This window comes from Uliginosibacterium gangwonense DSM 18521 (genome assembly GCF_000373965.1).
GTDB lineage: Bacteria > Pseudomonadota > Gammaproteobacteria > Burkholderiales > Rhodocyclaceae > Uliginosibacterium > Uliginosibacterium gangwonense.
This window is the reverse complement of record NZ_KB892835.1, coordinates 148,391-173,808: the sequence shown is the minus strand read 5'-3', so window position 1 is coordinate 173,808 and position 25,418 is coordinate 148,391. Positions and strand designations below refer to the sequence as shown.

General features: G+C 58.8%; 21 protein-coding genes. 8 read left to right on the top strand and 13 right to left on the bottom strand.

From position 1 onward, the window contains the following. Positions 1-10: 10 nt before the first annotated feature. The gene (locus B145_RS24300; RefSeq protein WP_018605237.1) at positions 11-1,627 is read right to left on the bottom strand and encodes a methyl-accepting chemotaxis protein; all 1,617 of its coding nucleotides are present in this window, start codon (positions 1,625-1,627) and stop codon (positions 11-13) included. A 261-nt stretch (positions 1,628-1,888) separates the two neighbouring features. Between B145_RS24300 and ubiA the strand changes: the two genes are divergently transcribed. Further along, a complete protein-coding gene (gene ubiA, locus B145_RS0103595; RefSeq protein ID WP_018605236.1) occupies positions 1,889-2,791 on the top strand; it encodes a 4-hydroxybenzoate octaprenyltransferase in 903 nt (300 codons plus the stop codon). A gap of 78 nt (positions 2,792-2,869) precedes the next feature. After that, on the top strand, positions 2,870-4,351 hold the full coding sequence (gene ubiD / locus B145_RS0103590; RefSeq protein WP_018605235.1) for a 4-hydroxy-3-polyprenylbenzoate decarboxylase: 1,482 nt from the start codon (positions 2,870-2,872) through the stop codon (positions 4,349-4,351). 69 nt (positions 4,352-4,420) lie between these two features. Here the strand turns inward: ubiD and B145_RS0103585 are convergent, their stop codons facing one another. Next, positions 4,421-5,437, bottom strand: a complete 1,017-nt coding sequence (locus B145_RS0103585; RefSeq protein ID WP_018605233.1) for a zinc-binding alcohol dehydrogenase family protein — start codon at positions 5,435-5,437, stop codon at positions 4,421-4,423. 104 nt (positions 5,438-5,541) lie between these two features. Between B145_RS0103585 and B145_RS0103580 the strand changes: the two genes are divergently transcribed. Beyond that, positions 5,542-6,462 carry a LysR family transcriptional regulator gene (locus B145_RS0103580; protein WP_018605231.1) on the top strand — a complete coding sequence of 307 codons (921 nt, stop codon included), beginning with the start codon at positions 5,542-5,544 and terminating at the stop codon, positions 6,460-6,462. On the opposite strand, the gene B145_RS0103575 is transcribed toward B145_RS0103580, so the two are convergent. The 11 genes from B145_RS0103575 to B145_RS0103525 form a co-directional block, all read right to left on the bottom strand. After that, complete coding sequence (locus B145_RS0103575) at positions 6,452-8,068, bottom strand: methyl-accepting chemotaxis protein (RefSeq protein ID WP_018605229.1); 1,617 nt, start codon at positions 8,066-8,068, stop codon at positions 6,452-6,454. The two genes, B145_RS0103580 and B145_RS0103575, sit on opposite strands and share 11 nt — an antisense overlap. 42 nt (positions 8,069-8,110) lie before the next feature. Further along, positions 8,111-8,563, bottom strand: coding sequence for a cache domain-containing protein (locus B145_RS0103570; RefSeq protein WP_018605227.1), 453 nt, complete (start codon positions 8,561-8,563; stop codon positions 8,111-8,113). A 135-nt stretch (positions 8,564-8,698) separates the two neighbouring features. Further along, positions 8,699-9,310 carry an SRPBCC family protein gene (locus B145_RS0103565; RefSeq protein ID WP_018605226.1) on the bottom strand — a complete coding sequence of 204 codons (612 nt, stop codon included), beginning with the start codon at positions 9,308-9,310 and terminating at the stop codon, positions 8,699-8,701. Between the two features lie 19 nt (positions 9,311-9,329). Further along, positions 9,330-9,947: a dual specificity protein phosphatase family protein gene (locus B145_RS24295; RefSeq protein ID WP_018605224.1), complete on the bottom strand. Its 618-nt coding sequence runs from the start codon at positions 9,945-9,947 to the stop codon at positions 9,330-9,332. Then, the gene (locus B145_RS0103555) at positions 9,932-10,432 is read right to left on the bottom strand and encodes a hypothetical protein (protein ID WP_018605222.1); all 501 of its coding nucleotides are present in this window, start codon (positions 10,430-10,432) and stop codon (positions 9,932-9,934) included. Before B145_RS0103555 ends, B145_RS24295 begins: the two co-directional genes overlap by 16 nt. 21 nt (positions 10,433-10,453) lie before the next feature. Continuing rightward, complete coding sequence (locus B145_RS0103550) at positions 10,454-11,575, bottom strand: MGDG synthase family glycosyltransferase (RefSeq protein WP_018605220.1); 1,122 nt, start codon at positions 11,573-11,575, stop codon at positions 10,454-10,456. A 78-nt stretch (positions 11,576-11,653) separates the two neighbouring features. Then, entirely contained in the window at positions 11,654-12,820 is a 1,167-nt protein-coding gene (locus B145_RS0103545; protein WP_018605219.1) for a Gfo/Idh/MocA family protein, read from the bottom strand. Positions 12,821-12,918: 98 nt separating this feature from the next. Then, a complete protein-coding gene (locus B145_RS24290; RefSeq protein ID WP_018605218.1) occupies positions 12,919-13,884 on the bottom strand; it encodes a CapA family protein in 966 nt (321 codons plus the stop codon). Beyond that, positions 13,881-14,270: a hypothetical protein gene (locus tag B145_RS0103535; RefSeq protein ID WP_018605217.1), complete on the bottom strand. Its 390-nt coding sequence runs from the start codon at positions 14,268-14,270 to the stop codon at positions 13,881-13,883. Before B145_RS0103535 ends, B145_RS24290 begins: the two co-directional genes overlap by 4 nt. Further along, a complete protein-coding gene (locus tag B145_RS0103530; RefSeq protein ID WP_018605216.1) occupies positions 14,267-14,740 on the bottom strand; it encodes a cyanophycin metabolism-associated DUF1854 family protein in 474 nt (157 codons plus the stop codon). The genes B145_RS0103535 and B145_RS0103530 overlap by 4 nt, the downstream gene beginning before the upstream one ends. After that, positions 14,740-17,019: a cyanophycin metabolism-associated ABC transporter gene (locus B145_RS0103525; protein WP_018605215.1), complete on the bottom strand. Its 2,280-nt coding sequence runs from the start codon at positions 17,017-17,019 to the stop codon at positions 14,740-14,742. Before B145_RS0103525 ends, B145_RS0103530 begins: the two co-directional genes overlap by 1 nt. 253 nt (positions 17,020-17,272) lie before the next feature. On the opposite strand from B145_RS0103525, the gene B145_RS0103520 reads away from it, so the two are divergent. The 5 genes from B145_RS0103520 (at position 17,273) to B145_RS0103500 (ending at position 25,385) form a co-directional block, all read left to right on the top strand. Next, positions 17,273-19,489, top strand: a complete 2,217-nt coding sequence (locus tag B145_RS0103520) for a cyanophycin synthetase (protein WP_018605214.1) — start codon at positions 17,273-17,275, stop codon at positions 19,487-19,489. Between the two features lie 40 nt (positions 19,490-19,529). Then, positions 19,530-22,100: a cyanophycin synthetase gene (gene cphA, locus B145_RS0103515; RefSeq protein WP_018605213.1), complete on the top strand. Its 2,571-nt coding sequence runs from the start codon at positions 19,530-19,532 to the stop codon at positions 22,098-22,100. 283 nt (positions 22,101-22,383) lie between these two features. Beyond that, positions 22,384-22,752: a response regulator gene (locus B145_RS0103510; protein ID WP_018605212.1), complete on the top strand. Its 369-nt coding sequence runs from the start codon at positions 22,384-22,386 to the stop codon at positions 22,750-22,752. Further along, positions 22,749-24,860 (top strand): chemotaxis protein CheW, encoded by a 2,112-nt coding sequence (locus B145_RS0103505; RefSeq protein ID WP_018605211.1) that lies wholly within the window; start codon positions 22,749-22,751, stop codon positions 24,858-24,860. The genes B145_RS0103510 and B145_RS0103505 overlap by 4 nt, the downstream gene beginning before the upstream one ends. 18 nt (positions 24,861-24,878) lie before the next feature. Continuing rightward, positions 24,879-25,385 (top strand): chemotaxis protein CheW, encoded by a 507-nt coding sequence (locus tag B145_RS0103500; protein WP_018605210.1) that lies wholly within the window; start codon positions 24,879-24,881, stop codon positions 25,383-25,385. Positions 25,386-25,418: the final 33 nt, after the last annotated feature.

The window sequence follows — 25,418 nt, the reverse complement described above, 5'->3', positions numbered from 1 at the left end:
CAGACCCAAATTATTCCACTTGGAAGTGCCCGACCGCAGCCTGCAGTTCATCCGAGAGCTTGGCCAGCACCTGCGCCGTGGCGGAATTGGCGTTGGCCACGGCAATCGCCTCCTCGGTCATCTGCGCAACATGCTCTACGCTCTTGGCAATATCCTGCGCCGCCGTAGTCTGCTCATGAATAGCGGACGAGATATCCGTCACCATGGTCATGACCTGATCGGTGCCCTTGACGATCTCGCGGATAGATTCGCCCGCCGTCTCAGCCATCTTGGAGCCTTCCTGCACCTTGGTCACGCCTTCATCCATCTCATGGATGGCTGTGCTGGTCTCACGCAACACTTCATCAATCACCTTGGCAATCTGCTGCGTAGACTGCCCGGTACGTTCGGCCAGCTTACGTACTTCGTCAGCCACCACGGCAAACCCGCGCCCCTGTTCACCTGCGCGGGCAGCTTCAATGGCCGCATTCAACGCGAGCAGATTGGTCTGGTCGGCAATATCGCGGATCACATCCACAATCTGGCTGATCTGCTTGGATTTGGCCCCCATCCCCTGCAAGGTTTGGGAGGCCCGGTTCACCGTATCGGCCACACTGTGGATCTGTTCGGTGGTCTTCATGATGATGTCACCACCATCGCGTGCGCGCTGCCCGGACTGGGCCGTGGTCGAGTTCGCGTCACTGGCGTTGCCAGACAGCACATGGATCGACACCGTCAGTTCCTCAATCGCAGCGGCGGCCGAGTTCATGGCATCCCCCTGAGTGGAGGCCTGGGTATTCATTTCTTTGGCACCATGGGAAAGCTGGCCCGATTGCGTCCCCAACTGTTCGGAAACCCGACGCATGGTCTGGATGGATTCGCGCAGATTGGCCTGCATCGCATCCAGCGCGGAAAGCAGACGGTTGACCTCATCGCGCCCCTTGACCACGATCTTCTCGGTCAGATTCCCCTTGGCGACCTCACCCGCAATCCGCACCGCCCCTTGTAGGAGCAGCAACACCGGCCCCATGATCAGGCGGGCAGCAAAAATAGCCACCACTATGCTCAAGGCCACCATACCAAGGCTGACGATGAGTGAGCGGCGAAAATCCGTCTGCGCACTGGCAAAACTCTTCTGCGCCAACACGTCTTCCACCCCAAAGAGATCGCGGACGGCATTACGCGAATCGCGGAAGGCTTCCGTGGTCAGCTTGTTGCCCGCCACCTCCTTGGCCTTGTCAAAATCCCCTGCACGCAAGGCTCCCAGCCACGCATCACGCTGCTGAATGAATTTGCCCTGATTGGCCTCGTATTTCTCCACCAAGGCGCGTTCTTCTGGCGTGCTGGCCTTGCTCTTCACCTCGCCCCAGGCGGTATCGATATTGCCAACCAAGGTCGGGATCTGGCTCAATTCGCTCTTGGCTGCATCGGGCGTAGCCGCCAGGGTTGCCCGCAGCATCCGCACCCGGATCACATTGGCATCATCCAGCATGCTGCCAAGCTTCGCCAAAGTCTGGGTCTGCTGCTGATACATGGCCTGCATGTGCTCCTGCGCACGCGAGGAACTCCAATACCCCACCCCGGTCTGAAATAGTATCAACGCAATGAAGATACTGATCATGAGCTGGAACTTTTGCCGGATACTCATTTTGTTATCTCCCACGTCTTTATTTACTTAAAAATAGCCCCAAAGATATAGAAATGGGCTCTTTGCGTAAAAAAATCTGCAACGCCCAAGCCGCCCCTGCTTTAGAGCCTAACACCACATTGTGCAGCCCCCATGTCTCTCCCCCCGCGTGCCTCCGCTCTTTTGGGCAGAAAAGTGGCGGTCTGGCTGTACGCGCAACGGTTGAGGATTCGCGCTATCATCGCCACCGGATGCTTGGCCGATAGACCGGAGAAACTCGCTGTGCCCCCAAAACTCACGCAAAAACTTGATGCCTACGAAAAACTGATGCGTCTGGATAAACCCATCGGCATCCTCCTTCTGCTCTGGCCCACCTTATGGGCCTTGTGGATCGCAGGCTGGGGGCATCCCAACATGTGGGTAGCGTGGGTCTTCTTCCTGGGTACAGTATTGATGCGTTCAGCTGGATGCGTGATCAACGATTGGGCTGACCGCAATTTTGATGGAGAAGTTGAGCGCACCCGAGGACGCCCGCTGGTCACCGGCATCGTCACCCCACGAGAAGCACTATATCTGGCAGCAGGCTTGGCTTTTTGCGCCTTTCTACTTGTGCTCACACTCAACCGGATGGCAATCCTTTTAAGCATCCCCGCGCTGGCACTTGCCATCAGCTACCCATTCACCAAACGTTTCCTGGCGATTCCGCAAGCATATCTTGGCATTGCATTCGGCTTTGGCATCCCCATGGCATTTGCCGCACTGCTCGATGCTGTTCCTCCGATTGCCTGGATCATGCTGCTGGCAAATGTGTTCTGGGCCATCGCCTATGACACGGAGTATGCCATGGTAGATCGCAATGACGATTTGCGCATCGGCATCAAGACCTCTGCCATCACTTTCGGGCGCTTCGACGTAGCCGCCATCATGCTCTGCTATGCCGCGTTTCTCGCCCTGATGATGGTAGTGGGCATGAGCGTGGGGCGAGGGCTTTGCTACTACAGCGGGCTTGTGACTGCTGCGGGCATGGCCTGCTACCACTGGACGCTGATCCGCGAGCGTGGGCGCGAGAAGTGCTTCAAGGCATTCATGCACAACAATTGGCTCGGAGGCGTCATCTTCCTGGGGCTGATGCTGGACTATGTGGTGCAGACATACACCAAGGCAGGCAGCGCCATCTTGCACTAACGGCAAAGCAGAACGGCCCCATACAATATTGAACGTAGCGCGAGCCTTGCCTGCGTTGCGCCTTCGGAACGGGATGGTATGAAATACAAGGATTTGCGCGACTTTATCAGGCAACTGGAAGCACGTGGCGAACTCAAACGCATCACGCTCGCGGTCGACACTCATCTGGAGATGACCGAGATTGCCGACCGCGTCTTGCGGCAAGGCGGCCCGGCCCTGCTGTTTGAAAAACCGCATACCCGTGGTGTGCCACACAACATGCCGGTGCTGGCCAACCTATTTGGCACGCCGCAACGTGTGGCTTATGGCATGGGGGAGGAAGGCGATTGGCGCACGGTGTTGCGCGAAGTGGGCAAGCTGCTCGCCTATCTCAAAGAGCCTGAACCGCCCAAGGGGCTGAAGGATGCCTGGGACAAGCTCCCCATCCTCAAGCAGGTGATGAACATGTCACCCAAGGTTCTGGGTTCCGCCCCGTGCCAGGAAGTGGTGTGGGAAGGCCAGGATGTGGATCTCACCCGCCTACCCATTCAGCATTGCTGGCCGGGGGATGTGGCGCCATTGGTCACCTGGGGACTCGTCGTCACCCGTGGCCCTCACAAAAGCCGCCAGAACCTGGGCATCTACCGCCAGCAGGTGCTGGGGCCGAACAAGCTCATCATGCGCTGGCTGGCGCATCGCGGTGGTGCGCTGGATTTCCGCGAATTCCAGGCTGCCAATCCTGGCCAGCCTTTCCCGATCGCCGTAGTGCTAGGCTGTGACCCGGCCACGATTCTGGGCGCAGTCACCCCGGTACCGGATAGCCTATCGGAATATCAGTTTGCAGGACTGCTGCGGGGCGCCAAAACCGAACTGGTCAAATGCCTGGGGTCTGATCTGCAAGTGCCAGCCAGCGCCGAAATCGTGCTCGAAGGCGTGATCCACCCCAACGAAACCGCCACCGAAGGCCCTTACGGCGACCACACCGGCTATTACAACGAAACGGCGGAATTCCCGGTATTCACCGTCGAGCGCATCACCATGCGCCGCGAGCCAATCTACCACAGCACTTACACCGGCAAGCCGCCCGACGAACCTGCCATGCTCGGGCTGGCGCTTAACGAAGTCTTCGTGCCACTGCTGCAAAAGCAATTCACCGAAATCACCGATTTCTATCTGCCCCCGGAAGGCTGCAGCTACCGGCTCGCCGTGGTAAGCATCAAAAAGGCCTACCCAGGGCACGCCAAACGCGTGATGTTCGGCATCTGGAGTTTTCTGCGCCAGTTCATGTATACCAAGATCATCATCGTGGTGGATGATGACGTAGACATCCGCGACTGGAAAGAAGTGATCTGGGCCCTGACCACCCGGTTCGACGCCACCCGCGACACCACGATGGTCGACAACACCCCTATTGATTACCTTGACTTCGCCTCGCCCGTTGCCGGGCTGGGCAGCAAAATGGGGCTGGATGCCACCAACAAATGGCCCGGCGAAACCCAGCGCGAATGGGGCCGCCCGATTGTGATGGATCAGGCGGTCAAGCAGCGGGTAGATGCCATGTGGGATGAGCTGGGACTGTAATTAGCAGAAGTGCAGTCGGCACGAAACCCAAGGATTCTTTGCTCCGCGTATAACTTCAGCACTCCGTAGCTAGAATCCTTCCAGCACAACTTTTCCGTAACTGTGCCCACCTTCAATGATTTCATGCGCCGTCAGCATGTTTTTGGCATTGATGGTGCCAAGATGGCAACGTAAGGTGCTTTGCAACACATTCTGATCAAACAGACCCGCTATCCGCTTGAGGATACGCTGGTGCCTGTTGTATTCCGCCTCAGGCCCAAGTTTGGTGACCATGCCCATGTCCTGATAATGAACAGTGTGATTCTTGGGCATGAATAGACGCAGATCCATCGGGCCTGACGCATCAATCAAGCCGAAATGGCCGCGCGGTTTCAACACTTCGATTAGCTGCGCAAGGTTGCGATCGGTATGACTCAGGCTCGCCACATAATCAGCCTCCTTGATACCGAGTGCAGCCAACTGCGGCAACAAGGACTCTCTGTGATTTATGACATGATGCGCCCCCATCCGCCTGACCCAATCTGCAGTGTCTGGGCGCGAAGCAGTACCGATCACGGTCAGGTCGGTCAGCGCACGGACGAGTTGGATCAGCACGGAACCCACTCCACCTGCGGCCCCCGCAACAAGCAGCACCGCAGAGCCTGCGACACCCTTAGTGGCAAGCTCAAGACGCTCAAACAGCAACTCCCAGGCTGTGATGGCCGTCAGCGGGATTGCCGCCGCCTCGGCAAAACCGAGCCGATCAGGCATGTGCGCCGCCAGACGCGCATCAACCACACTTAATTCACTGCTGCAGCCTTGGCGCAGAAACGAGCCTGAATACCAGACCCGGTCCCCGGGTTTGAATCCCTCAACCCCTGTGCCAATCTCATGCACGATACCTGCCGCATCCATCCCCAGCACGTATGGCGCCCCGGTCTGTGGCCGCGAAGAGGCACGAATCCAGCAGTCCACAGGATTGACAGACACGGCCCGGACTTCCACAAGCAGGTCGTTCTGCAGTGGCTCAGGCGCTGGAAGTTCCAGATCCATCAGTGCTTCTGGATGACCGAGGGGTAATGACTGGAAGAACCCTACTGCTTTCATCGAACGCTCCATTATGACAATAGAAAACACATGTACATTCTGGAACGATTTGCTTATTGATAAAACGTGTATAAAATTGATAGATATTCAAGATATTTTTGAAAATGCTACACCTTGAGGATCTCAACGTCTTCATCCATACTGCCAAGGCAGGCAGCCTATCTGCGGCCGCCAAGATCCTGGGGTACTCCCCTGCCTCTGCCAGCGCAGCTTTGGTTCGGCTTGAGAAAACACTTGGTCAATGCCTGCTGTTGCGGACAACCCGGAACATGCGCCTCTCTCCCGCTGGTGAGCGCTATCTGCCGCACGCCCTTGAAGCACTTCGTGTCCTAGAAGCAGGCAGAGCCAGCCTGTCTGGTGAAAGCAGCACTTTGCGTGGCCAACTGCGCATCGGCGCACCATCAGACCTCGGGCGTAACACGCTACGCGAATGGCTGGATGAATTCACGACCGAGCATCCCGCATTGGAACTGCGGCTACAGGTTGGTGATCGGCTGAGCAATCTGTTCCGCGAACCGGTAGATGTGGCCCTGCGTTACGGTAAGGTGCGTGATGAGTCGCTGGTAGCCTCACCACTTCTGCCCGCCAATCGTCGCGTGCCTGTAGCCTCCCCCGCTTATCTGGGGCGCATGGGCAAGCCCGTGCGTCCCCATGATTTGGCTCAACACACCTGTGTGCTCTACACGGTGGAAGAGCGCGCAGACGACCGTTGGAAGTTCCTGCGGGGAGACGAAGCGCAAACCGTGCTTGTTCAGGGGCGCCGCATTGCGGATGATGGCGAAGTAGTGCGCCGTTGGGCGCTGGATGGACACGGCATAGCCTGCCTGTCGCAGATCGATGTCATACGAGACATTCTGGCTGGACGCCTTGTATGGCTGCTGCCAGACTGGCAAGGCGAGCGCACGCCCTTGCATTTTGTATGCCCCCACCGCAGCATACTCTCGCCATCTGTCATATCGCTCAAACAATGGCTCAGCGAACGATTGACGGCACTATCAAGCGAAACTGGCTCCGCTAGCACTTGAAGTGGGCAACAGTCTGCGTCAACGTATTGGCTAGTTCGTCCAGTTTTTCTGCGGCTTGGCGCCCTTCTTCAACAGCGGCAAGATTGTTTTTGCTGGTCACAGCCACACGCTCCACACTCTGGCTGATGTCGTTGGACATGCTACTTTGGTTGCGCGCCACTTCATTGAGTTCGCTCAGATTGAGCAGGGCCTGATGGGCGCTTTCATCCAGCGTTTTAAGTGGTTGGCATAATCCTTCCACGCCCGTAACCCCCACTTCAACCATGATTTTGGCCTCCCCCATCTCACGGGCCGCAACCCGTGCCTGCTGCTGGATCTGTTCAATCATCTTCTGGATCTGCGCGGTGGCCAGGGCAGTTTTTTCAGCCAGCTTGCGCACCTCGTCCGCCACCACGGCAAAGCCTCTGCCTTGCTCTCCGGCCCGGGCTGCCTCAATGGCGGCATTGAGTGCAAGCAGATTGGTCTGGTCTGCAATCTCGTGAATGACATTGGCAAACCCTGTGATTTCTTCTGCACTGGCCACCAAGGCGTTCATGGAGGCAACCGTGGCATCAACGGTGCCAACGATATTGCGCACACCCTTGGCAGACTCTACCACCATGTCATTACCATGAGTGGCGGTCTCGGACGTTTCGCGCACCATGCGCACCACGGCTTCGGTACGCTCGGCGGCACTGAATACGCTACTGACAAGACCATCAACCATCGATGAAATATGATCCAGTGTTTCGGTCTGCTGGATGACCCCGCCCGACATGCCGCCCACCACAGCACTCATGGAATGCGCCGCAGTGCCTACATTGTTAGATGAGGCCAAAACCTCGCCCACCAGACCTTTCAAGCCCATCTGCATACGCATCAAGGCACTCAGCAACTGGCCGATCTCGTCTTTGGAGCGCGGCGTAATCGTCTCGCTCAAATCCCCATCGGCCACACGCTCTGCAATACGCACGGCTTCGGCCACAGGACGGACAATGCTGCGTGTGGTGATGATCCCCACCACCAGGGCAAGTCCAAGAGATGCTAAAAGCATCACCACACTTCCCAGGATGGCTCGGCTCCAACTTGTGCGGGCATGCTGGTAACTGGCACGTGCGGCCTCGGTTTGCGCCACGACCGCCTGGGCGACAGCCTGTGAAACGTCCTTGAAGCGGTCATCCGCTGTCTGCATGCCGGAGCGCCCCATGGCCGGGTCTACCGTCGCCATATCCAAGGCGGTATTGGTCGCCTTCTGATACTGGGCGATCCCCTGGCCCACCTTGATCAGCATGGGCTTGTCTTCAGCGGCAATACCCGTTGCGTTGGCCAGCCCATCCACCTGTTTGCCAAGTTTATCGAGCGAAGCGTTGATGTGCGCCATCTGTACAGAAACCTTTTCGGCGCTTGCACCATCCATTTGCGTAAACAGCCTATAGGATTCGGCGTGCACGGAAAGCAAGCCTGTTTCCACATTCTTGACCTGCAGAACATGGTCGAAGCGCTGCTCAAACAGCTGGCGCAAAGCCTCCCCTACGGTACTCAGCCCTGAGTAGGCAACACCGCCCATCACCAGCATCAGCAATACGCATATCAACGGCGCGGCCAGCACCCGGTGAATAATCCGCATACGTCCCCCACTGAATTGCCGCAACAAGCCTGTGATCAGCCCTTAGCGCTTGTAGATGCCGGCACAGACCACCACATCGCCAGCCTTTTCACAGTAGGCCTGCTTGGGGAGCACCTTCTTGGTGATGGGATCGGTAAATTTGTAGTCCTGCCAGAACTTGCCTTTGCTGTTGGCAAGATCAATCCGTTCCTTGTAGAACGCTTTGCCATCCGGGTCTTTGAAATCGATGAGTTCCTTGCCCACCATTTTGGGATTCTGGCCGTGAGCCAGAATTTTCGCCGTCATATCCACCACAACGGGGTAAAGATCCCGGTTGATCCACTTGGCATCCTTGGCGGTAATCTCGCCCAGCGTGGCCTCCCGGTTGGTCTTGAGTGCGGCCACCGCCTTTTTGACCATAGCTTCGGCATCCTTGGCCGTAGCGAATTCATCCGCTGCAAAAACGGCTGTTGCGTTGAGCAGCAGGCAGGCGAAGAGCACGGTAAATGTTTTCATTTTTCCTCCGAACACGATTGGCCTTGTGGAAACCATCCATGGCAATACAGTGATCTTCGGAAGCGGTGGCACCATCCTGAACTGCCCAAGCGGGCAAGCGCAGCTTGACCGCCACGCTTGCACCGCCTGTTGCGTTCAGCGTTTCTGCACCTGCCCACGCAATGCTTCAAGCGCTTTGGGCAGACTGTCCTTGCCCATGGCATCGACAATCCAGCCCAGACCAACGGGCACGGGGCCGGGGTCTGAATAGACGTGATATTTGACCACCGTCTTGGCAGGGTCGGCTTCCCAGGGGGTGAGCAACCAGTACCCCGTGGTGTCGGCAATCGTCTCTTCCGGCGTGAGTTCCGGGCGGGGGAGCATCTTCCAGGCCAGCTTGCAGGATTGGGCGCTAAGCCGGGGCTCCATCTGCAAACGGTATTTCTTGATCTTGCCCAGCGGCAACTTGAGCGTCATATCAACCTGAGTGTCTCCACTCGCTGTTTTGACAAGCTCGGCCTTGTCGGTATTGGGCATAAACTTTGGATAGGCGGGGTAATTCTGAATCGTGGCACAGACCTTCTGCATGGGGGCGGCCATGAGGGTGGCCGCCAGATAGGTCTTGCCCGCCACACCGGGACGGCTCAGGTCGATGATGGAGATCTTGTCTTCCGACAGGCTCTTGGCATCAATATCCTGCACGGCGGAGGTCGTCTGGCATAAGCCGAAGCCTGCCAGCGCGATGGATACAAAGGCTGCTCGATTCATTGGCACTCTTCCTGTCAAATCAATGAGTAGCCTGAATATCTGACTCATCCGATGCTTGCACAGCCTGCCTGATGCGTTCCACATCCACATTCTTCAGGTACTTGGGGATGTTCTTCCAGATGGCATGATAGCCATAGCCACCATGTTCCAGCTCATCAAGCGCCTGTTCGCGGCTCCAACCCTGATAGACGATGCGGTACATTGCAGTGACCAGCCCGGTACGGTCGGCCCCATGCAGGCAGTGCAACAACACCGGGCCCTCGGCTTCGGCTTGATGGATGGCACGCAGTGCCGCTATCACGTCCTTGTCATCGATGTCCCAGGTATAGATGGGGATGCGCACCATGCGGATGCCACTCTTGTCGAGCACCTCGTTATCCGTATGGAATGCACGCAGACTCACTACAGTGCGAATACCCAGCTTGTGCAGGGTGGCGAGGCTTTCAGTGCTGAGTTTGGCGCTGCGATAAAAGCTCGGGGTGACCTGATACAGATTTTGCGTCGTCGCAATCGGCGTCGCCCACTCCGGCTTGCGTACAGGCTCTGCCGCCTGCACGCACAGGGAAGCGGCGGCCAACAGGCAAATGGCGAAGATACGGCCCGCGCGGCCCACAAACAAACTCAGGGATGAAACCATAGCTGCTCACGTTTCCTTTTATATGACAAAACCAATAACACGGCAGCGCAGAGCAGGAAGGTCCAATAATCCGTAGGCGCTCCAAGCAGCCAGTGTTTATGCCAGGGTACATTGGCAGGCACAAAGCGATCCACCCCATAGGCGGGGTTGCACACGAACCATAGGTAATCTTCCACAATCCAGAAAATCTGGATGCAGGCAATCACCCGGCATTCGGCACGCCACGACCACTGCCCATAGGCAGCCAAGGGGAAATGGAAGATCAGCGCCATAAAGGAGAATACCCAGGCGTGATACCCCGTCATGGCACGCCCGCCCCAGAAGATATCCAGCAGCCAGTGCTTTTCAATCCGCCACGTCGGCAAATTCCCCGCCCAACCAACGCCTCCCTCGATCTGGATTTCCACCTGAGCAAAGAAATAGCTCAGCAACACGACCCAGGCCAGCATCAATACGAGACGACCAAAACGAAAACCGGAATCCACTTCAGCTCCTTGCCAGAATGATCATGCCAATACCCGGGCCAGCACTTGGGCAGCCGCATCAGGACGCCCCAAGGCGCGGGCCTTGGCACGCATTTCAGCCAGCCGTGCCGGGTTGCCAAGCAGATAGAGGACACGGTATTCCAGGGTCACCGGGTCGCAAGCCTTCAGCGCCGCCCCCTGCTCAAGCAGGAAGTCTGCGTTGCGCTCTTCCTGCCCAGGAATGGGGGAATTGACAATCATCGGCAACCCCACGGCCAGACACTCCGATGCGGTCAGCCCGCCCGGCTTGGTAATCACCAGATCGGCACAGGCCATCAGGTGTTCGACCTTGTTGGTAAAACCTTGGGGGAAGAGACGGCCAGGATAGCGTGCGGTGAGCCCCTGTAAGGCTTCCAGCGCGGCCTTGTTCTTGCCGGCCAGTGCAATGAGCTGATAATCCCCTGCTACGCTCAACAGGCGTTCTGCCACGGCATCCAAGCTCCCCAAACCGGCGCCACCGCCCATCAGCAATACCGTGGGGCGCGCCGGGTCCAGCCCGTATTCGGCAGCACAGGCCTTGCGATCAAGCGCCTGGCCAAAGGCGGGCATGATTGGAATGCCGGTGACATGAATGTTTTCCGCCGGAATCCCTTGGGCGCGCATGCGGAAGGCCACTTCTTCATTGGCAGCAAAATACCCTGCTATATGATCCTGCACCCACATGCGATGTAGATCGAAGTCTGTTACCTGCACCCACACGGGGCAATCGATTTTGCCCTTGCGAATCATGCGCGAGAGCATTTCAGCAGGTAGAAAGTGGGTGCAGATAATGGCATCAGGCTCAAACGCCTTAATTTCCTTGCGCAGCTCCCGTGTGCTTAGGCGTTCGATCGCACGGCGCAGCTTCTGCATGGGGCTGTCAGGCATCGCGTCATTGGTGACCTGATAGAGATAACCCCATACGGCAGGCAACTTGTTAACCAGCGTGATGTAGTAATCCGCATAGAGCTTGCGAAAACCGCCAGAGACGTAATCCATTGCATCCAGATGGGTGACCACCAAGTCTTCACCATGCATGGCGGCGTGCGCACGGATCGCCTCAGCCGCCCGCATATGCCCTGCCCCGGCAGAGACGCTCAGCAACAGGATTCTTTTCTTTGTCATTAGCTACCCCAGAGAATGGTTTTTAGAGCCAGTCCCGGGATATTAGCCGACAATGCTCTGTCTGCCACCTGCCAAGTGTCAGTCAAGCATCACCCAGGCACCGTTGGCCGTGGCCGATTCCATCATGGCGGCCACAAATCGCACCCCGGCCAACCCATCTGTTGCATTCGGGAAGAACAAGGCCAAGGGGTCGGGCTTCACCTGGGCACGCCGGGCCGCAATCGCCTCGGCCGCATCGGAGTAAAGATTGGCAAAAGCTTCGGGGAAGCCCTCGGGATGCCCCTTCACGATGCGAGAGGATCGCGCCGCCAAGGGTAAAGTGCCCGGCCCATTGGGGGTGCGGATCTGCGCGGGGCCAGTCTGCGGCTTGAAATGGAGCACCTGGGGGTGCTCCTGTTCCCATTCTAGGCTGCCCAATGAGCCACTCACGCGGATGCGCAGGCAATTCTCTACCCCGGCAGCGGCCTGAGTCACCCAAAAATTGCCACGCGCCCCATTGCTCAAGCGCAGTAAGGCGCCTGCATAATCATGCACCATGCGCCCAGGCACAATGGCCCCGACCTCGGCAGCAAGCTCTGCAACTTCCAGCCCGGTCATGAAGCGCAACAGGTTATGGGCATGGGAGCCAATATCCCCCAGCACCAGCGATGGCCCGCCCTTGAGCGGGTCGTGCCGCCATGCACCGGGTTTGACGGGTACGCCTTCGGCATTACCGCCCTGCACATATTCCACCTGCACTAACCGGATCGTCCCCAGTTCGCCTGCCGCAATCATGGCCTTGGCCTGGCGCACCATGGGATAGCCGGTGTAGTTGTGGGTGAGGCAGAACACCTGCCCGGTGGCCTTCACCGTGGCCAGCAGATGCTCGGCTTCATCCAGGGTGTTGGTCATGGGCTTGTCGCAGATCACATCAAACCCGCGTTCAAGAGCCGCGCTGGCAAGCGCAAAATGGCTGTCGTTGGGCGTCATGATCGCAACGACATCCGCCCCCTGCGGGTGCAAATGCTCGCCATCCAGCAGGGCTTCACCAGAGCCATACACGCGGTCGGCCGCCAGACCAAGCTCCAGCCCTGCCGCAAGCGCCCTTTCCGGGTTGGAGGACAAAGCAGCGGCAACCAACTCATAGCGGTTATCCAGTTGCGCCGCCATCCTGTGCATGGCACCGATGAAGGAACCCGGCCCACCTCCGATAACCGCCAGCCGCAACCTGCGCCCAAGCAGGGCAATCACAGGGTTCATGCTCATATGCCAGCCCTCCAGAAAGAAAATTGCCCCACCCAGAATCTGTTCAGCATCTTACCGTGCGGACACGCATTGGCAAGCAAGGAACCCCCTGCCGGGTTTCAATACACGGCAAGATTACCGTCTGACTTACGCCCACCGCCGGGTAAGCTCGCTTGAGCAGGGTGAGGCACACCGTCTTCATCCATGTGTACCTCTTTCAGATCCCAAGCGACTACACCCTTTTTGTCGAGCCGTACCCGCAGTATCCAACCCACCTTGGCGGCGGGGAGTTCAAACCCGTCAAAAACGAAGTTGCCCAGGCTATAGATAATGGGCTTGCCGTGATAGATTTCAGTGCCTTGCGTGACGTGCGGATGCCCGCCTACCACCATGTCAGCCCCCTTGTCGATCATCAGGCGGGCAAGCTGGCGCTGGCGTGGGCTAGGCTCCGGCTCGCGCTCCCAGCCCCAATGCATAAAGGGGATCACCAGATCAGCGCCAGCTGCACGCGCAGCCTGGATATCCGCCACCACCTGGCTGTCTTCGCTCCAGGCCACGCCGGGCCAGTTGGCACCGGCTTCGAAACTGCGCGGTTTGAATTCGTTGTAACCAAGTACGGCGATTTTCAAACCATTCTTCCTGATCCACAAAGGCGCATGCGCCTCCTTCAGATTCAGCCCGCCGCCAAAACGGGCGATCCCATTAGCATCAAGCAGTTGCAGGGTTTCCACAAAGGCCGCATGGCCAAAATCGCCAGAATGGTTGTTGGCAACCGACACCGCATCAAAGCGCCCCTTCACAATCGAGAGTACCCTGGGTACGGCGCGGAAGGTGTAAATCTTATTGGCATTGGCCTCGCCCCTGGTCGCCACCGGGGTCTCCAGATTGGCAATGCGGAAATCAGCATCTGCAAGGATGGGGGCCACATCACTCAAGGGGTCCCCCCCTGCCGCCACAACCCTGCCAGGGCCGTCGTCAAGCATCAGATCCCCTGCGAAGATCAGGCGCACACTTTGCGCACCCGCCCACTGGCAACACAGCAGCGCAGCGATTGTGACTGCACCGCGCCAAAACGCCATTTTCATGATTTCACCATCTCGCACCAATACTGCAATTCACTGTCGCGCACCGGCTCATATACACTTTGCATCCCGGTGAATCCATATTGCCCTTTGCCCGAGGTGGCCGATGGATAGGGGTAGCTTGCCTGATGGATAAGCGCCGGACCGGTGGAAAGATCGACATAGGTGTAAATCTTGGCCGCCGCCAATTCCTTGGGCTGGCTTTCAAAAACCACCCGGAACAGGAAGTAGGAACCCACGGCCACGGGTGCCACTTCGTAGGGAGAGATGCCCGGCTTGGCGAATACGGTTTGCGTCTCGCCACCATAGGTGTAGTGGCAGGCAAGCTGTTCGCCCGCCTGGGCAAGCCCGGCGTGGATCAGCAGCAGGGCAAATAACCCATATTTCATAGGAAGCGATCCAACAGTTTGCGGGAGTGGCGATCAAGCGCCAACACATCACGTACCATGAACTGGATGCCATGCGCATCAGCAATCAACAAGATGCCACCGGGCAGGCGCCGAATATCTTCTTCACCCTTGAGGACAAAACGAGTGCTACCACGATTGGTGTGCACGTGCCAGGTACTGGGGGTAGCGAAGGTGGAAACACTTTCCAGGCGCTCGATCTCCGGCATGAATTCACGCGCCCCGAGTGCTTCTTCCAGCAGGCGGCGCAGCTCGGGCAGCAAGGTATCCAGATGCTCGATCCATATGAGTTCGTGCCCGTCCTGACTCAGGATGGACACCCCTTCAAGCGGCGCGGTGATCGGATGGGCACGCACCGGCAACACGTTTTCATGCTCCACGCCATCCGCATCAACCAGCATCAGGCGCCCAAAGCTGTTGCGATGCAGATTAAAAGACAAAGCCTCGCTCATCACTCCTGCCCCTCCTGTTGTCCGTTTTCGGCGTTGCGCAACTGCGCCTGATACAAGCGCCAATATGCACCCTCGCGGACCATGAGTTCGTCATGGTTGCCCACTTCGACAATCTGGCCCTTGTCCATCACCACCAAACGATCCGCCTTGCGCAAGGTTGACAGGCGGTGGGCGATGGCGATGGTAGTGCGGCCTTTCACAAGATTATCCAGCGCCCGCTGGATTTCCTTCTCGGTTTCGGTATCCACGGCGGAAGTCGCCTCATCCATGATCAGGATGCGCGGATCAATCAGCAAGGCCCGCGCAATCGAGATGCGCTGGCGCTCGCCACCGGAGAGGCCCTGCCCGCGCTCACCCACAATCGAGTCGTAGCCCTGCGGCAGGCGCAGGATGAATTCGTGCGCATGGGCAGCACGGGCGGCAGCCACGATCTCTTCACGGCTGGCATCCGGACGACCATAGGCGATGTTCTCGGCAATCGTGCCGAAGAACAGGAAGGGTTCCTGCAGCACCAGGCCGATGTTGCGGCGAAAATCGGCCACCGCCACCGAACGGATGTCCACGCCGTCAACCATGATGGCGCCTTCGGACACATCGTAGAAGCGGCAGATCAGATTGACGAGCGTACTCTTGCCTGAGCCGCTGTGGCCCACCAAACCGATCATCTCGCCCGGGCGAATATCCAGCGACAGCCCACGGATCACCGAACGGTTGCCATAGCGGAAACCGATGTCGCGCAACTGGATGCTGCCTTGCACAGTCGGCAGGGGCTGCGGATTGGTGGGTTCCGGCACGCTAGAGACGTGATCCAGAATGTCAAAGATGCGCTTGGCGCCGGCGGCGGCCTTCTGCGTCACCGAAACAATACGGCTCATCGAATCCAGCCGGGCGTAGAAGCGGCCGATATAGGCCAGGAAGGCCGTGAGCACCCCCACAGTAATGTCGCTGCGCGACACCTGCCACACGCCAAAGGCCCACACCACCAGCAGGCCGATTTCGGTCAGCAGGGTGACGGTGGGCGAGAACAGCGACCACGTGCGGTTGAGCTTGTCGTTGACCGCCAGATTGTGGCGGTTGGCCTCGCGGAAGCGCTGGGCCTCGCGCTTTTCCTGGGCAAAGGCCTTGACCACGCGGATGCCGGGGATGGTATCAGCCAGCACATTGGTGACTTCGCCCCACACCCGGTCGATCTTCTCGAAGCCGGTGCGCAGGCGGTCCCGCACGATGTGGATCATCCAGGCGATCACCGGCAGGGGCAGCAGCGTCACCAACGCCAGCCAGTGGTTGATGGAGAAGAGGATCACCGCCGTCATGGTGATCATGAGCACATCGGTGATGAAGTCCAGCGCATGCAGCGAGAGGAAGACGCTGATGCGGTCAGACTCCGAGCCGATTCGCGCCATCAGGTCGCCGGTACGCTTGCCGCCGAAGTATTCAAGCGAGAGCTGCAACAAATGTTCATAGGTCGTTGTGCGCAAGTCGGCACTGATCCGCTCAGACACCAGCGCCAGGATATAGGTCTTGGCCCAGCCCAGGCTCCATGACACCAGGGCTGCAGCAAACAGGGCACCCAGATAGGTCGCCACGGTCGTGGGCTCGATGTGCTTGCCGTTCTGGAAAGGGATCAGCACATTGTCCATCAGGGGCATGTAGAGGTAGGGCGACACCAGTGTGGCGGCAGTCGCTCCCATCATCAGCAGAAAACCGATCAAGAGGCGCCCCTGATAAGGTCTGGCAAAGCGCCAGAGGCGGAACAGCGTCCAGGTAGAAGGCGGGGTGTAGAGTTCGCGGTTGCAGATCGGGCACTCGTCCTCTCCCGGTGGCAGCGGGGCCTTGCAGGTGGCGCAGATGGCTTCAGTCTCACGCACGGGCGTCTGCCCATTTTTCAGAATATCGATCTGCTGCTCGAATTCGCTGATCAGGCGTAGTGCAGCCAGATTCTGCCCCAAGGTATAGCGCCAACAGGCAAGGCAGGATTGGGCATCCATCAGCTCAAGGGTGGCCACTCCGGCGTGGTCGAAATGCTCCAGGCTCAGCCCGGCATGCAGGGACCAAGACTGCCAGTCGGAGGCCCCGGCAGCACGGCTCAAGATGCGCTGGGTGGTCAACACCAAACCACTCGGGGCAAAATGCAGTTGGGCGTCGAGGTCAACTTCAACCCCTGCCAACACGTTTTCCTCTGCATGCAGCACCGCAGGCATTTCCAGGCCCAGACCTGCTGGCAGCAGGCTGACAGGCGAGGTTGGAAGCGGCTCTATCGTAGAAACATTCTTGCTCATTTATTGGATACCCAGACCCTGATGAAAGCCCCGCAAGCAGGACTCTGTATCAATCTTGCCCCGGAAAAGGGCTATTTACGGTATTCTCGGGCGGGCATTTTTGTGATGAATCCCGCACAACTTGTCAGGCAGTATACAGGATGGGATTTCAGAACCTGTTTATCATCTGTAGCAAGAGGATGATGAAGGGTCGGCTTCCAAGAGGCGGACTCTCCCACTGGGTGGACAGACCCAAGCAGTTGAAGATTGAAACATGGACAACAAACGAGACATCGAGTTTCGCCGGATCACCTACCTGCGTGGGCCCAATATCTGGACCTACCGCCCAGTCATTGAAGTCTGGGTGGACATCGGGGAGTTGGAAGAATACCCCTCCAACAAGCTACCCGGCCTGTACGAGCGGCTGACCACCTGGCTGCCCGGCCTGATCGAGCATCATTGCGGGGTTGGCGAACGGGGCGGCTTCATCCAGCGCCTGCAGGAAGGGACCTGGGCGGGTCACATCCTGGAACACATCGTCATCGAATTGCAGAACCTTGCAGGCATGCAGACTGGCTTTGGCCAGACGCGGCAGGCCCCGGGCGAACATTCTCTGTACAAGGTTGCCGTGCGTGCCCGCAACGAGCAGGTTTGCCGCGCCGCCTTTGAGTATGGTCGGCAACTGCTGATGGCCGCCATCAATGACACCAGTTTCGACGTTGCCAACGCCATCTACGTGCTGCGCGAGATGGTCGACGACCATCACCTCGGCCCCAGCACAGCGTGCATTGTGGATGCCGCCACCGCCCGCCGCATCCCCTCGATCCGCCTGACCAGCGGTAACCTCGTGCAGCTGGGTTACGGCAACACCCTGCGCCGGATCTGGACAGCCGAAACCGACCGCACCAGTGCGATTGCCGAAGGGATTGCCAGCGACAAGGACCTGACCAAGCAGCTCCTGGCAAGCTGCGGCATCCCGATCCCCGAAGGCCAGATCGTCACCACGCCTGATGAGGCTTGGGAAGCCGCGCAGGACATCGGCCTGCCCGTCGTGCTCAAACCCACCGACGCCAACCATGGCCGTGGCGTATCGCTGGACCTGAACACCCAGGCCGACATTGAAGCCGCGTTCCACATTGCCGCCGCAGAAGGCAGCGACGTGATGGTTGAACGCTTCATCCGTGGTACTGAACACCGCCTGCTGGTGGTGGGCTACAAGATGGTGGCCGCAGCCAAGGGCGAAGAAGCCTGGGTCAGCGGTAACGGCACAGCCACCGTGCGCGAACTCATTGATCAGCAGATCAACACAGACCCCCGCCGTGGTCTGACCGAGGATTTCCCGCTGAATAGAATCCTGATCGACGAAGATCAGGCCGTGGTGCTGGAACTCACCCGCCAGGGCATGCGCCCGGAGACGGTTCTGGCCGACGGACAACGTGCCCTGATCCAGCGCAATGGCAACGTGGCCATCGACGTTACGGACGAAGTCCACCCCGAGGTGGCAGAAGCCGTCAGCCTCGCCGCCCGTGTGATCGGCCTGGATATCGCAGGGATCGATCTGGTGGCCGAAGACATCTCCCGCCCGCTGGAAGAACAGCGTGGCGCGATTGTCGAAGTCAACGCCGGCCCGGGGCTGCTGATGCACCTGAAGCCTGCGGGCGGCAAACCCCGCCCCGTGGGTCAGGCCATCGTCAATCACTTATTCCCCGAAGGCGAATCCGGGCGCATCCCCATCGTGGGGGTGGCGGGTAGCCTGGGGACAACCGTGGCGGCCCGCCTGATCGCCCGCCTGATGAATCTCTCTGGCCTGCATGTGGGGCTGGCCTGCCGTGATGGCATGTTCCTGGACCGCCGCCGGGTGGAAAAGAACGATTGTGCCAACTGGACGGCGCAGCAACGCCTGCTCATGAACCGCAGCATTGGCGCCGCCGTGTTTGAGAATCGTGGCACCCAGATTCTGAGCGATGGGTTGGCCTATGACCGTTGCCAGATTGGTGTGGTCGCCGACATGGCGGATGCCGAAAGCCTGCATCCCTACTACATCCAGACCCCGGAGCAGTGCTACAACGTGCTGCGTACCCAGGTTGATGTGGTACTCGATAGCGGCGCAGCCGTATTGAATGCAGATGAACCACAAATTGCCAAGATGGCCGATTTGTGCGACGGTGAAACCGTGCTCTTCAGCCACCTGGGCGAAGGTGAGGCACTGGTTGAGCATTGCCGCCAAGGTGGTCGTGCCGTGCTGCTGCGCAATGACACAGTAGTGCTGACACAAGGTGGGCAGGAGGATGAGCTGATCGCACTGGCCAAATTGGCCCAGGTCAAGAAGGGGGCGCCTGAGCATTTTGCAACCAGCGTGCTGATTGCCGTGGCCGCAGCCTGGGCGCTGGGCATTGATGTGGACCTGATCCGCGCGGGTTTGGAAACCTTTGAACTGAGCCAGGCGGTATCCTCGCCCGATGCCCGGCTCTACAAGCAAACTGTACGCTGATGGCCCCCCTCGCACTTGTGCATTTACAGGAATCTGTTTGATGGAAGTCTCTCGCATCCGCGTCCTGCGTGGCCCGAACCTCTGGAGCCGCCATACCGCCATAGAGGCCATAGTTGCCTGCACTGAAGCAGAGCGTTCGATCCAATCCTTGCCAGGGTTTGAATCCCGCCTGCGCGCCTTGTTCCCCGAAATCGGGCTGATCCAGGCCGCCAGCCATGCCGAGCAGATCTCGCTGGCACATGCCCTGGAATACGCCACCCTGGGCCTGCAGGCCCAGGCAGGCTGCCCGGTGACCTTCAGCCGCACTTCGGCCACGTTTGAAGAAGGCACCTATCAGGTAGTGGTGGAATACAGCGAAGAGGAAGTTGGCCGTCTGGCGCTGACGCTGGCCCAGGAACTGCTCGCGGCAGCGCTGGAAGACAAGCCTTTTGATCTGGCCGCCGCGCAGGCCCGTCTGCGCGAATTGGACGAAGACGTGCGCCTGGGGCCCTCCACCGGCTCCATTGTGCAGGCCGCCGTGGTGCGTGGCCTGCCGTTCCGGCGCTTGACCACCGGCAGTCTGGTACAGCTGGGCTGGGGCAGCAAGCAGCGCCGCATCCAGGCCGCAGAAATGGATACCACCAGTGCGATTGCCGAATCCATCGCACAGGACAAGGAACTGACCAAGATTCTGCTCGAAGCCGCCGGAGTGCCAGTCCCGAAGGGACGCCCGGCTGACAGCGTAGAAGATGCCTGGCAGGCCGCTTGCGAAATTGGTCTGCCCGTTGTGGTCAAGCCGCAAGATGGCAACCAGGGCAAGGGGGTAACGGTCAACATCGAAACCCGTGAGCAACTGGAGGCAGGCTACAAGGCTGCCGAAGAGATCAGCTCCAACATCCTGGTCGAGCGTTATCTGCCCGGCCACGATTTCCGCCTGCTGGTGGTGGGTAACAAGGTCGTGGCAGCCGCCCGCCGTGACCCGCCCCTGGTGATTGGCGATGGGGTGCACACCGTGCGGCAACTGGTCGATCAGGTCAACAGCGATCCGCGCCGGGGCGTGGGCCATGCCACGTCGCTGACCAAGATCCGTTTTGACGATATCGCACTCGCCCGCCTGCACGCACAGGGCATGAATGCCGATAGCATTCCCCCGAAAGGCCAGCGCGTGGTGTTGCGCAACAACGCCAACCTGTCGACCGGCGGCACCGCCACGGACGTGACCGATGACGTGCACCCGGACGTTGCCATGCGGGCGGTGGCTGCCGCGCAAATGATCGGCTTGGATATCGCCGGGGTCGACGTGGTGTGTGACAGCGTGCTGCGTCCGCTGGAAGAACAGAACGGCGGCATCGTTGAAGTCAATGCCGCGCCGGGGCTGCGTATGCATTTGTCACCCTCCTTTGGCAAGGGTCGCAATGTGGGCGAAGCCATCATTTCCAGCATGTACCCCAATGCAGATGACGGACGCATTCCCGTGGTTGCCGTGACCGGTACCAATGGCAAGACGACCACGGTGCGCCTGATTGCCCACCTGATCGTCACTAGCGGTCTGCGCGTAGGCATGACCAATACCGATGGCGTCTACATCAACGGTAAGCGTACCGACTCGGGCGATTGCAGCGGCCCACGCAGTGCCCGCAATGTATTGATGCACCCGGAAGTAGACGCGGCGGTGTTTGAAACCGCCCGTGGGGGCCTGCTCCGTGAAGGCTTGGCCTTTGACCGCTGCAAGGTGGCCGTGGTCACCAATATCGGGATGGGCGACCACCTCGGCCTGAACTACATCACCACGCTGGAAGATCTGGCTGTGCTCAAGCGGGTGATCGTGCAGAACGTTACAGCGAGCGGGATGGCTGTTTTGAACGCGGCTGACCCCATCGTGGCCGGAATGGCTGAAAACTGCCCTGGCGAGATCACTTTCTTCACTGCAGACCGCCACCACCCGGTGATGGCGACCCATCGTGCCCAAGGCCAACGCGTGGTCTATGTCGAGAACGGGGAAATCGTCTGCGTGCAAGGCAATACGCGGTTCACGCTGCCGCTGGCCCAAGTGCCCTTGACCCGTAGTGGAACCATCAGCTTCCAGGTCGATAACGCCATGGCGTCGGTAGCCGCCGCCTGGGCGCTGGGTTTTGATCGGGACACGATCCTCAAGGGCCTTTCCAGTTTCCGCAACGATTCGGACAACGCCCCTGGGCGCTTCAACGTGATGGACTATCGTGGAGCCACCCTGATTGCTGACTACGGCCACAACCCGGATGCCATGCAGGCCCTGGTCCAGGCGGTGGAAGCCATGCCGGCCAAGCGTCGCTCGGTCGTCATCAGTGGCGCAGGCGACCGGCGCGATGAGGACATTCGTCAGCAGACGGAAATTCTGGGTAAAGCCTTTGACGAAGTCATTCTCTACCAGGATGCGTGTCAACGTGGCCGGGCCGATGGTGAAGTCATCGCCTTGCTGCGCGAAGGGCTGCAAAACGCTTCGCGTACACACCAGATTGAGGAAATTCGGGGCGAATTCGTCGCCATCGATACCGCACTGGGGCGCCTGCAGGCAGGGGACCTGTGCCTGATTCTGGTCGATCAGGTGGAAGAGGCGCTGGGCCACATTGCCCAACGTATTCAGGAAGGCTGAGCACCCCCTGTCGCACTGATTCCATAGGGCCTCGCATGGCAACATGCGAGGCCCTATGCTTGATGGGGTTTTGCGCGTTGCAAATCTGGCCCTTATGGGCACTGAAGCCATCAAACATCCCGTCCGTTATACACATTCGGGCGGCGATCCCTCATGCACTGCACCTGCATCCGACAATGCAGAGTACGCAGACACGTCTGTCTTGTCGCTTTTTCAATATAGCCAACCACGCAAATGGGTGAGGGGATCAACCCCACCACGACGACACCTGGGGAGCACATTCATGGCTCGTAAGATTCTTGCCGTTGACGATTCGCCCTCCATTCGCCAAATGGTTGCTTTCACGCTCAAAAGCGAAGGCCACACCGTTGTGGAGGCTGCCGATGGTGCAGAAGGTGTAGCCAAGGCGCGTGCCGAGAAATTCGACCTGATCCTCACTGATCAGAACATGCCCAAGATGGATGGCTTCACGCTCATCAAAACCCTGAGAGCACTGCCTGAATACCACAGCACCCCGATCCTGGTTCTCACTACCGAGAGCAGCGAAGCCATGAAAACACAGGGGCGCGCCGTAGGCGCAACAGGCTGGATGGTAAAACCCTTCAATCCCACCAAATTGCTAGAAGTCATTGGCAAGGTATTCCGGGAATGAAGGACATTGACCTCAGTCAGTTCCATCAAGCCTTTTTCGACGAGACTCAGGAGCACCTGGAAGAGATGGAACACATCCTGCTGTCGGCCGACCTAACGGCCCCCAGCAGCGATGACCTGAACGCCATCTTCCGTGCCGCACACTCCATCAAGGGAGGCGCGGGCACTTTTGGTTTCTCCGACATGGCCGATCTGACCCACGTACTGGAATCCCTGCTGGATCAGGTACGCAACCATGAGATCGCGCTCAACAACGAAATTGTCGAAGCCTGCCTGCACGCGGGAGACGTGATCGGCAAACAATTGCAAGGGCATCGTGATGGTGTGGAGGTTCCGACCGAAGATGCGCAAGCCATCAAGCTCACGCTTAGCGCCCTGCTCCAGAGCCGTGGCACATTCAGCGTCGAACCCAACCCTGTGCCGGATGACGCCTGCATTCAGGCTGACGGCACACGCAGTTGGCTGCTCCGCTGCGACTTCAAAGGTCTTTCCACGGAAGTGCAGGAGGCCCTGCGCAGCGAGTTGGAATATCTCGGAAGCATCAAAGATCTGGAGCCCGCAGGGGACGCACCCGCTACCGAACACTGCTTTGAGTTGCACGGCCATGCCACACGCCAAGAAATCGAGGGAATCTTCGCTTTCATCATGCAGCCGGAGCGTTATGACATTCGCGCAATCCAGCCCTCCGCTGAGCAATCGCTGTCCCCTGCCCCCGCAATCAGCTCACTACAAACAGCCAGTGCGCCTGAAGACGAAGGCTTTGGCTTCTTCACCGATCCAGCGCCTCCGGCCCCCAACAGTAGCGGTGACGAACAGGGCTATGGCTTTTTCACCTCACCGACCGCGCACACACCAACAGGCCTGGGAACCGATCCGGCCCCCTCACCCGCAACGCTCACACCTGCGGCCAAAGAGCCCCCCACCCGGCGCACTGCCGACAAGGACAATGAATCCTCCATCCGGGTGAATATTGAGAAGGTTGACCAGCTCATCAATCTGGTGGGCGAACTGGTGATCACGCAGGCCATGCTAGCCCAAACCGTGTCGGAACTGGACCCGGTGCAGAACGAAAAACTGTTCAACGGTATGGTTCAACTGGAGCGGGACAGCCGCAATCTGCAAGAGGCGGTGATGTCCATCCGGATGCTGCCGATCAGCTTCGTGTTCAGCCGTTTCCCCCGTATGGTACGTGACCTGGCCAACAAATTTGGCAAGCAGGTGGAGCTACGGCTCGTTGGCGAACATACGGAGCTGGACAAGGGCGTCATCGAAAAACTGGCCGACCCGCTGACCCATTTGGTACGCAACAGTCTGGATCACGGCATCGAAACACCCGAAGTACGCACCGCTGCAGGCAAGAATGCCAAAGGCACATTGACGTTGGAAGCCTCGCAACAGGGCGGCAACATCATCGTGGAAGTCATCGACGATGGTGCGGGGCTGGATCGCGCACGCATCATCGCCAAGGCACGTGAGCGAGGAATTGCCATTGCGGACGATGCGGCCGATCACGATGTCTGGCAACTCATCTTTGCCCCCGGTTTCTCGACAGCCGCCATCGTCACGGATATCTCTGGCCGTGGTGTAGGCATGGACGTGGTCAAGCGCAATATCGAAAGCATGGGCGGGCGCGTGGAGTTGAATTCAGCCCCCGGATTCGGAACCCGCATCACGATTCGCCTGCCACTCACACTCGCCATCCTGGATGGCATGTACATTGGTGTGGGCACACAGGTCTTCATCCTGCCGCTGAACCTGATCGTCGAATCGCTCCAGCCACAGGCCAGCGAGATTTCCACGATCTCCGGCAAGGGCCGCGTTATTCATGTGCGTGGCGAATACCTACCCCTGCTCGCACTCTATGAGATTTTCAAGATCCAGCCGCAAACAACGGACCCGACTCAGGGCATTGTCATCATTCTGGAACTGGAAGACGGGCGTGCGGCACTGTTTGTCGACCAGTTACTCGGCCAGCATCAGGTTGTGATCAAGAGCCTGGAAACCAACTACAGAAAGGTGCCCGGCGCGTCAGGCGCAACCATCATGGGGGATGGCCGGGTCGCCTTCATTTTGGACATCCCCAGTCTGATTCAACTGGGGCGCAGGTAACTGTGCAAGGAGCATTCCATGAACGACACTGCCGAAACCCGCAGCATCGCCGAAGCCAACGCAATCGTGGCGGGTGCAGCCCAGTACCTGACCTTTACGCTGGGGGCTGAAGAATATGCCGTTGATATATTAAAAGTACAGGAAATCCGTGGATACGATGCAGTTACCGCTATCGCAAACGCCCCGGAATTCATCAAAGGAGTGATCAATCTGCGCGGGGTCATCGTGCCAATTGTCGACATGCGCATCAAATTCAGCGTTGGGCAAGCCAGCTACGATCAATTCACCGTTGTCATTATCCTCAATGTGCTGGGGCGTGTCGTCGGCATCGTTGTAGACGGCGTCTCGGATGTGATCGCCCTGCCGCCGGAACAGATTCGTGACGCGCCGGAATTTGGTGCCGCACTCGACACGCGTTACATCATCGGGTTGGGCACCGTGGATCAACGCATGATTATTTTGATGGATATCGAAAAACTCATTAGTAGCCGCGATATGGAACTGATGGAAGAAACAACTGCTTGAGTCGGCGATTCTGCGCAAGCAATCAAACAGGAG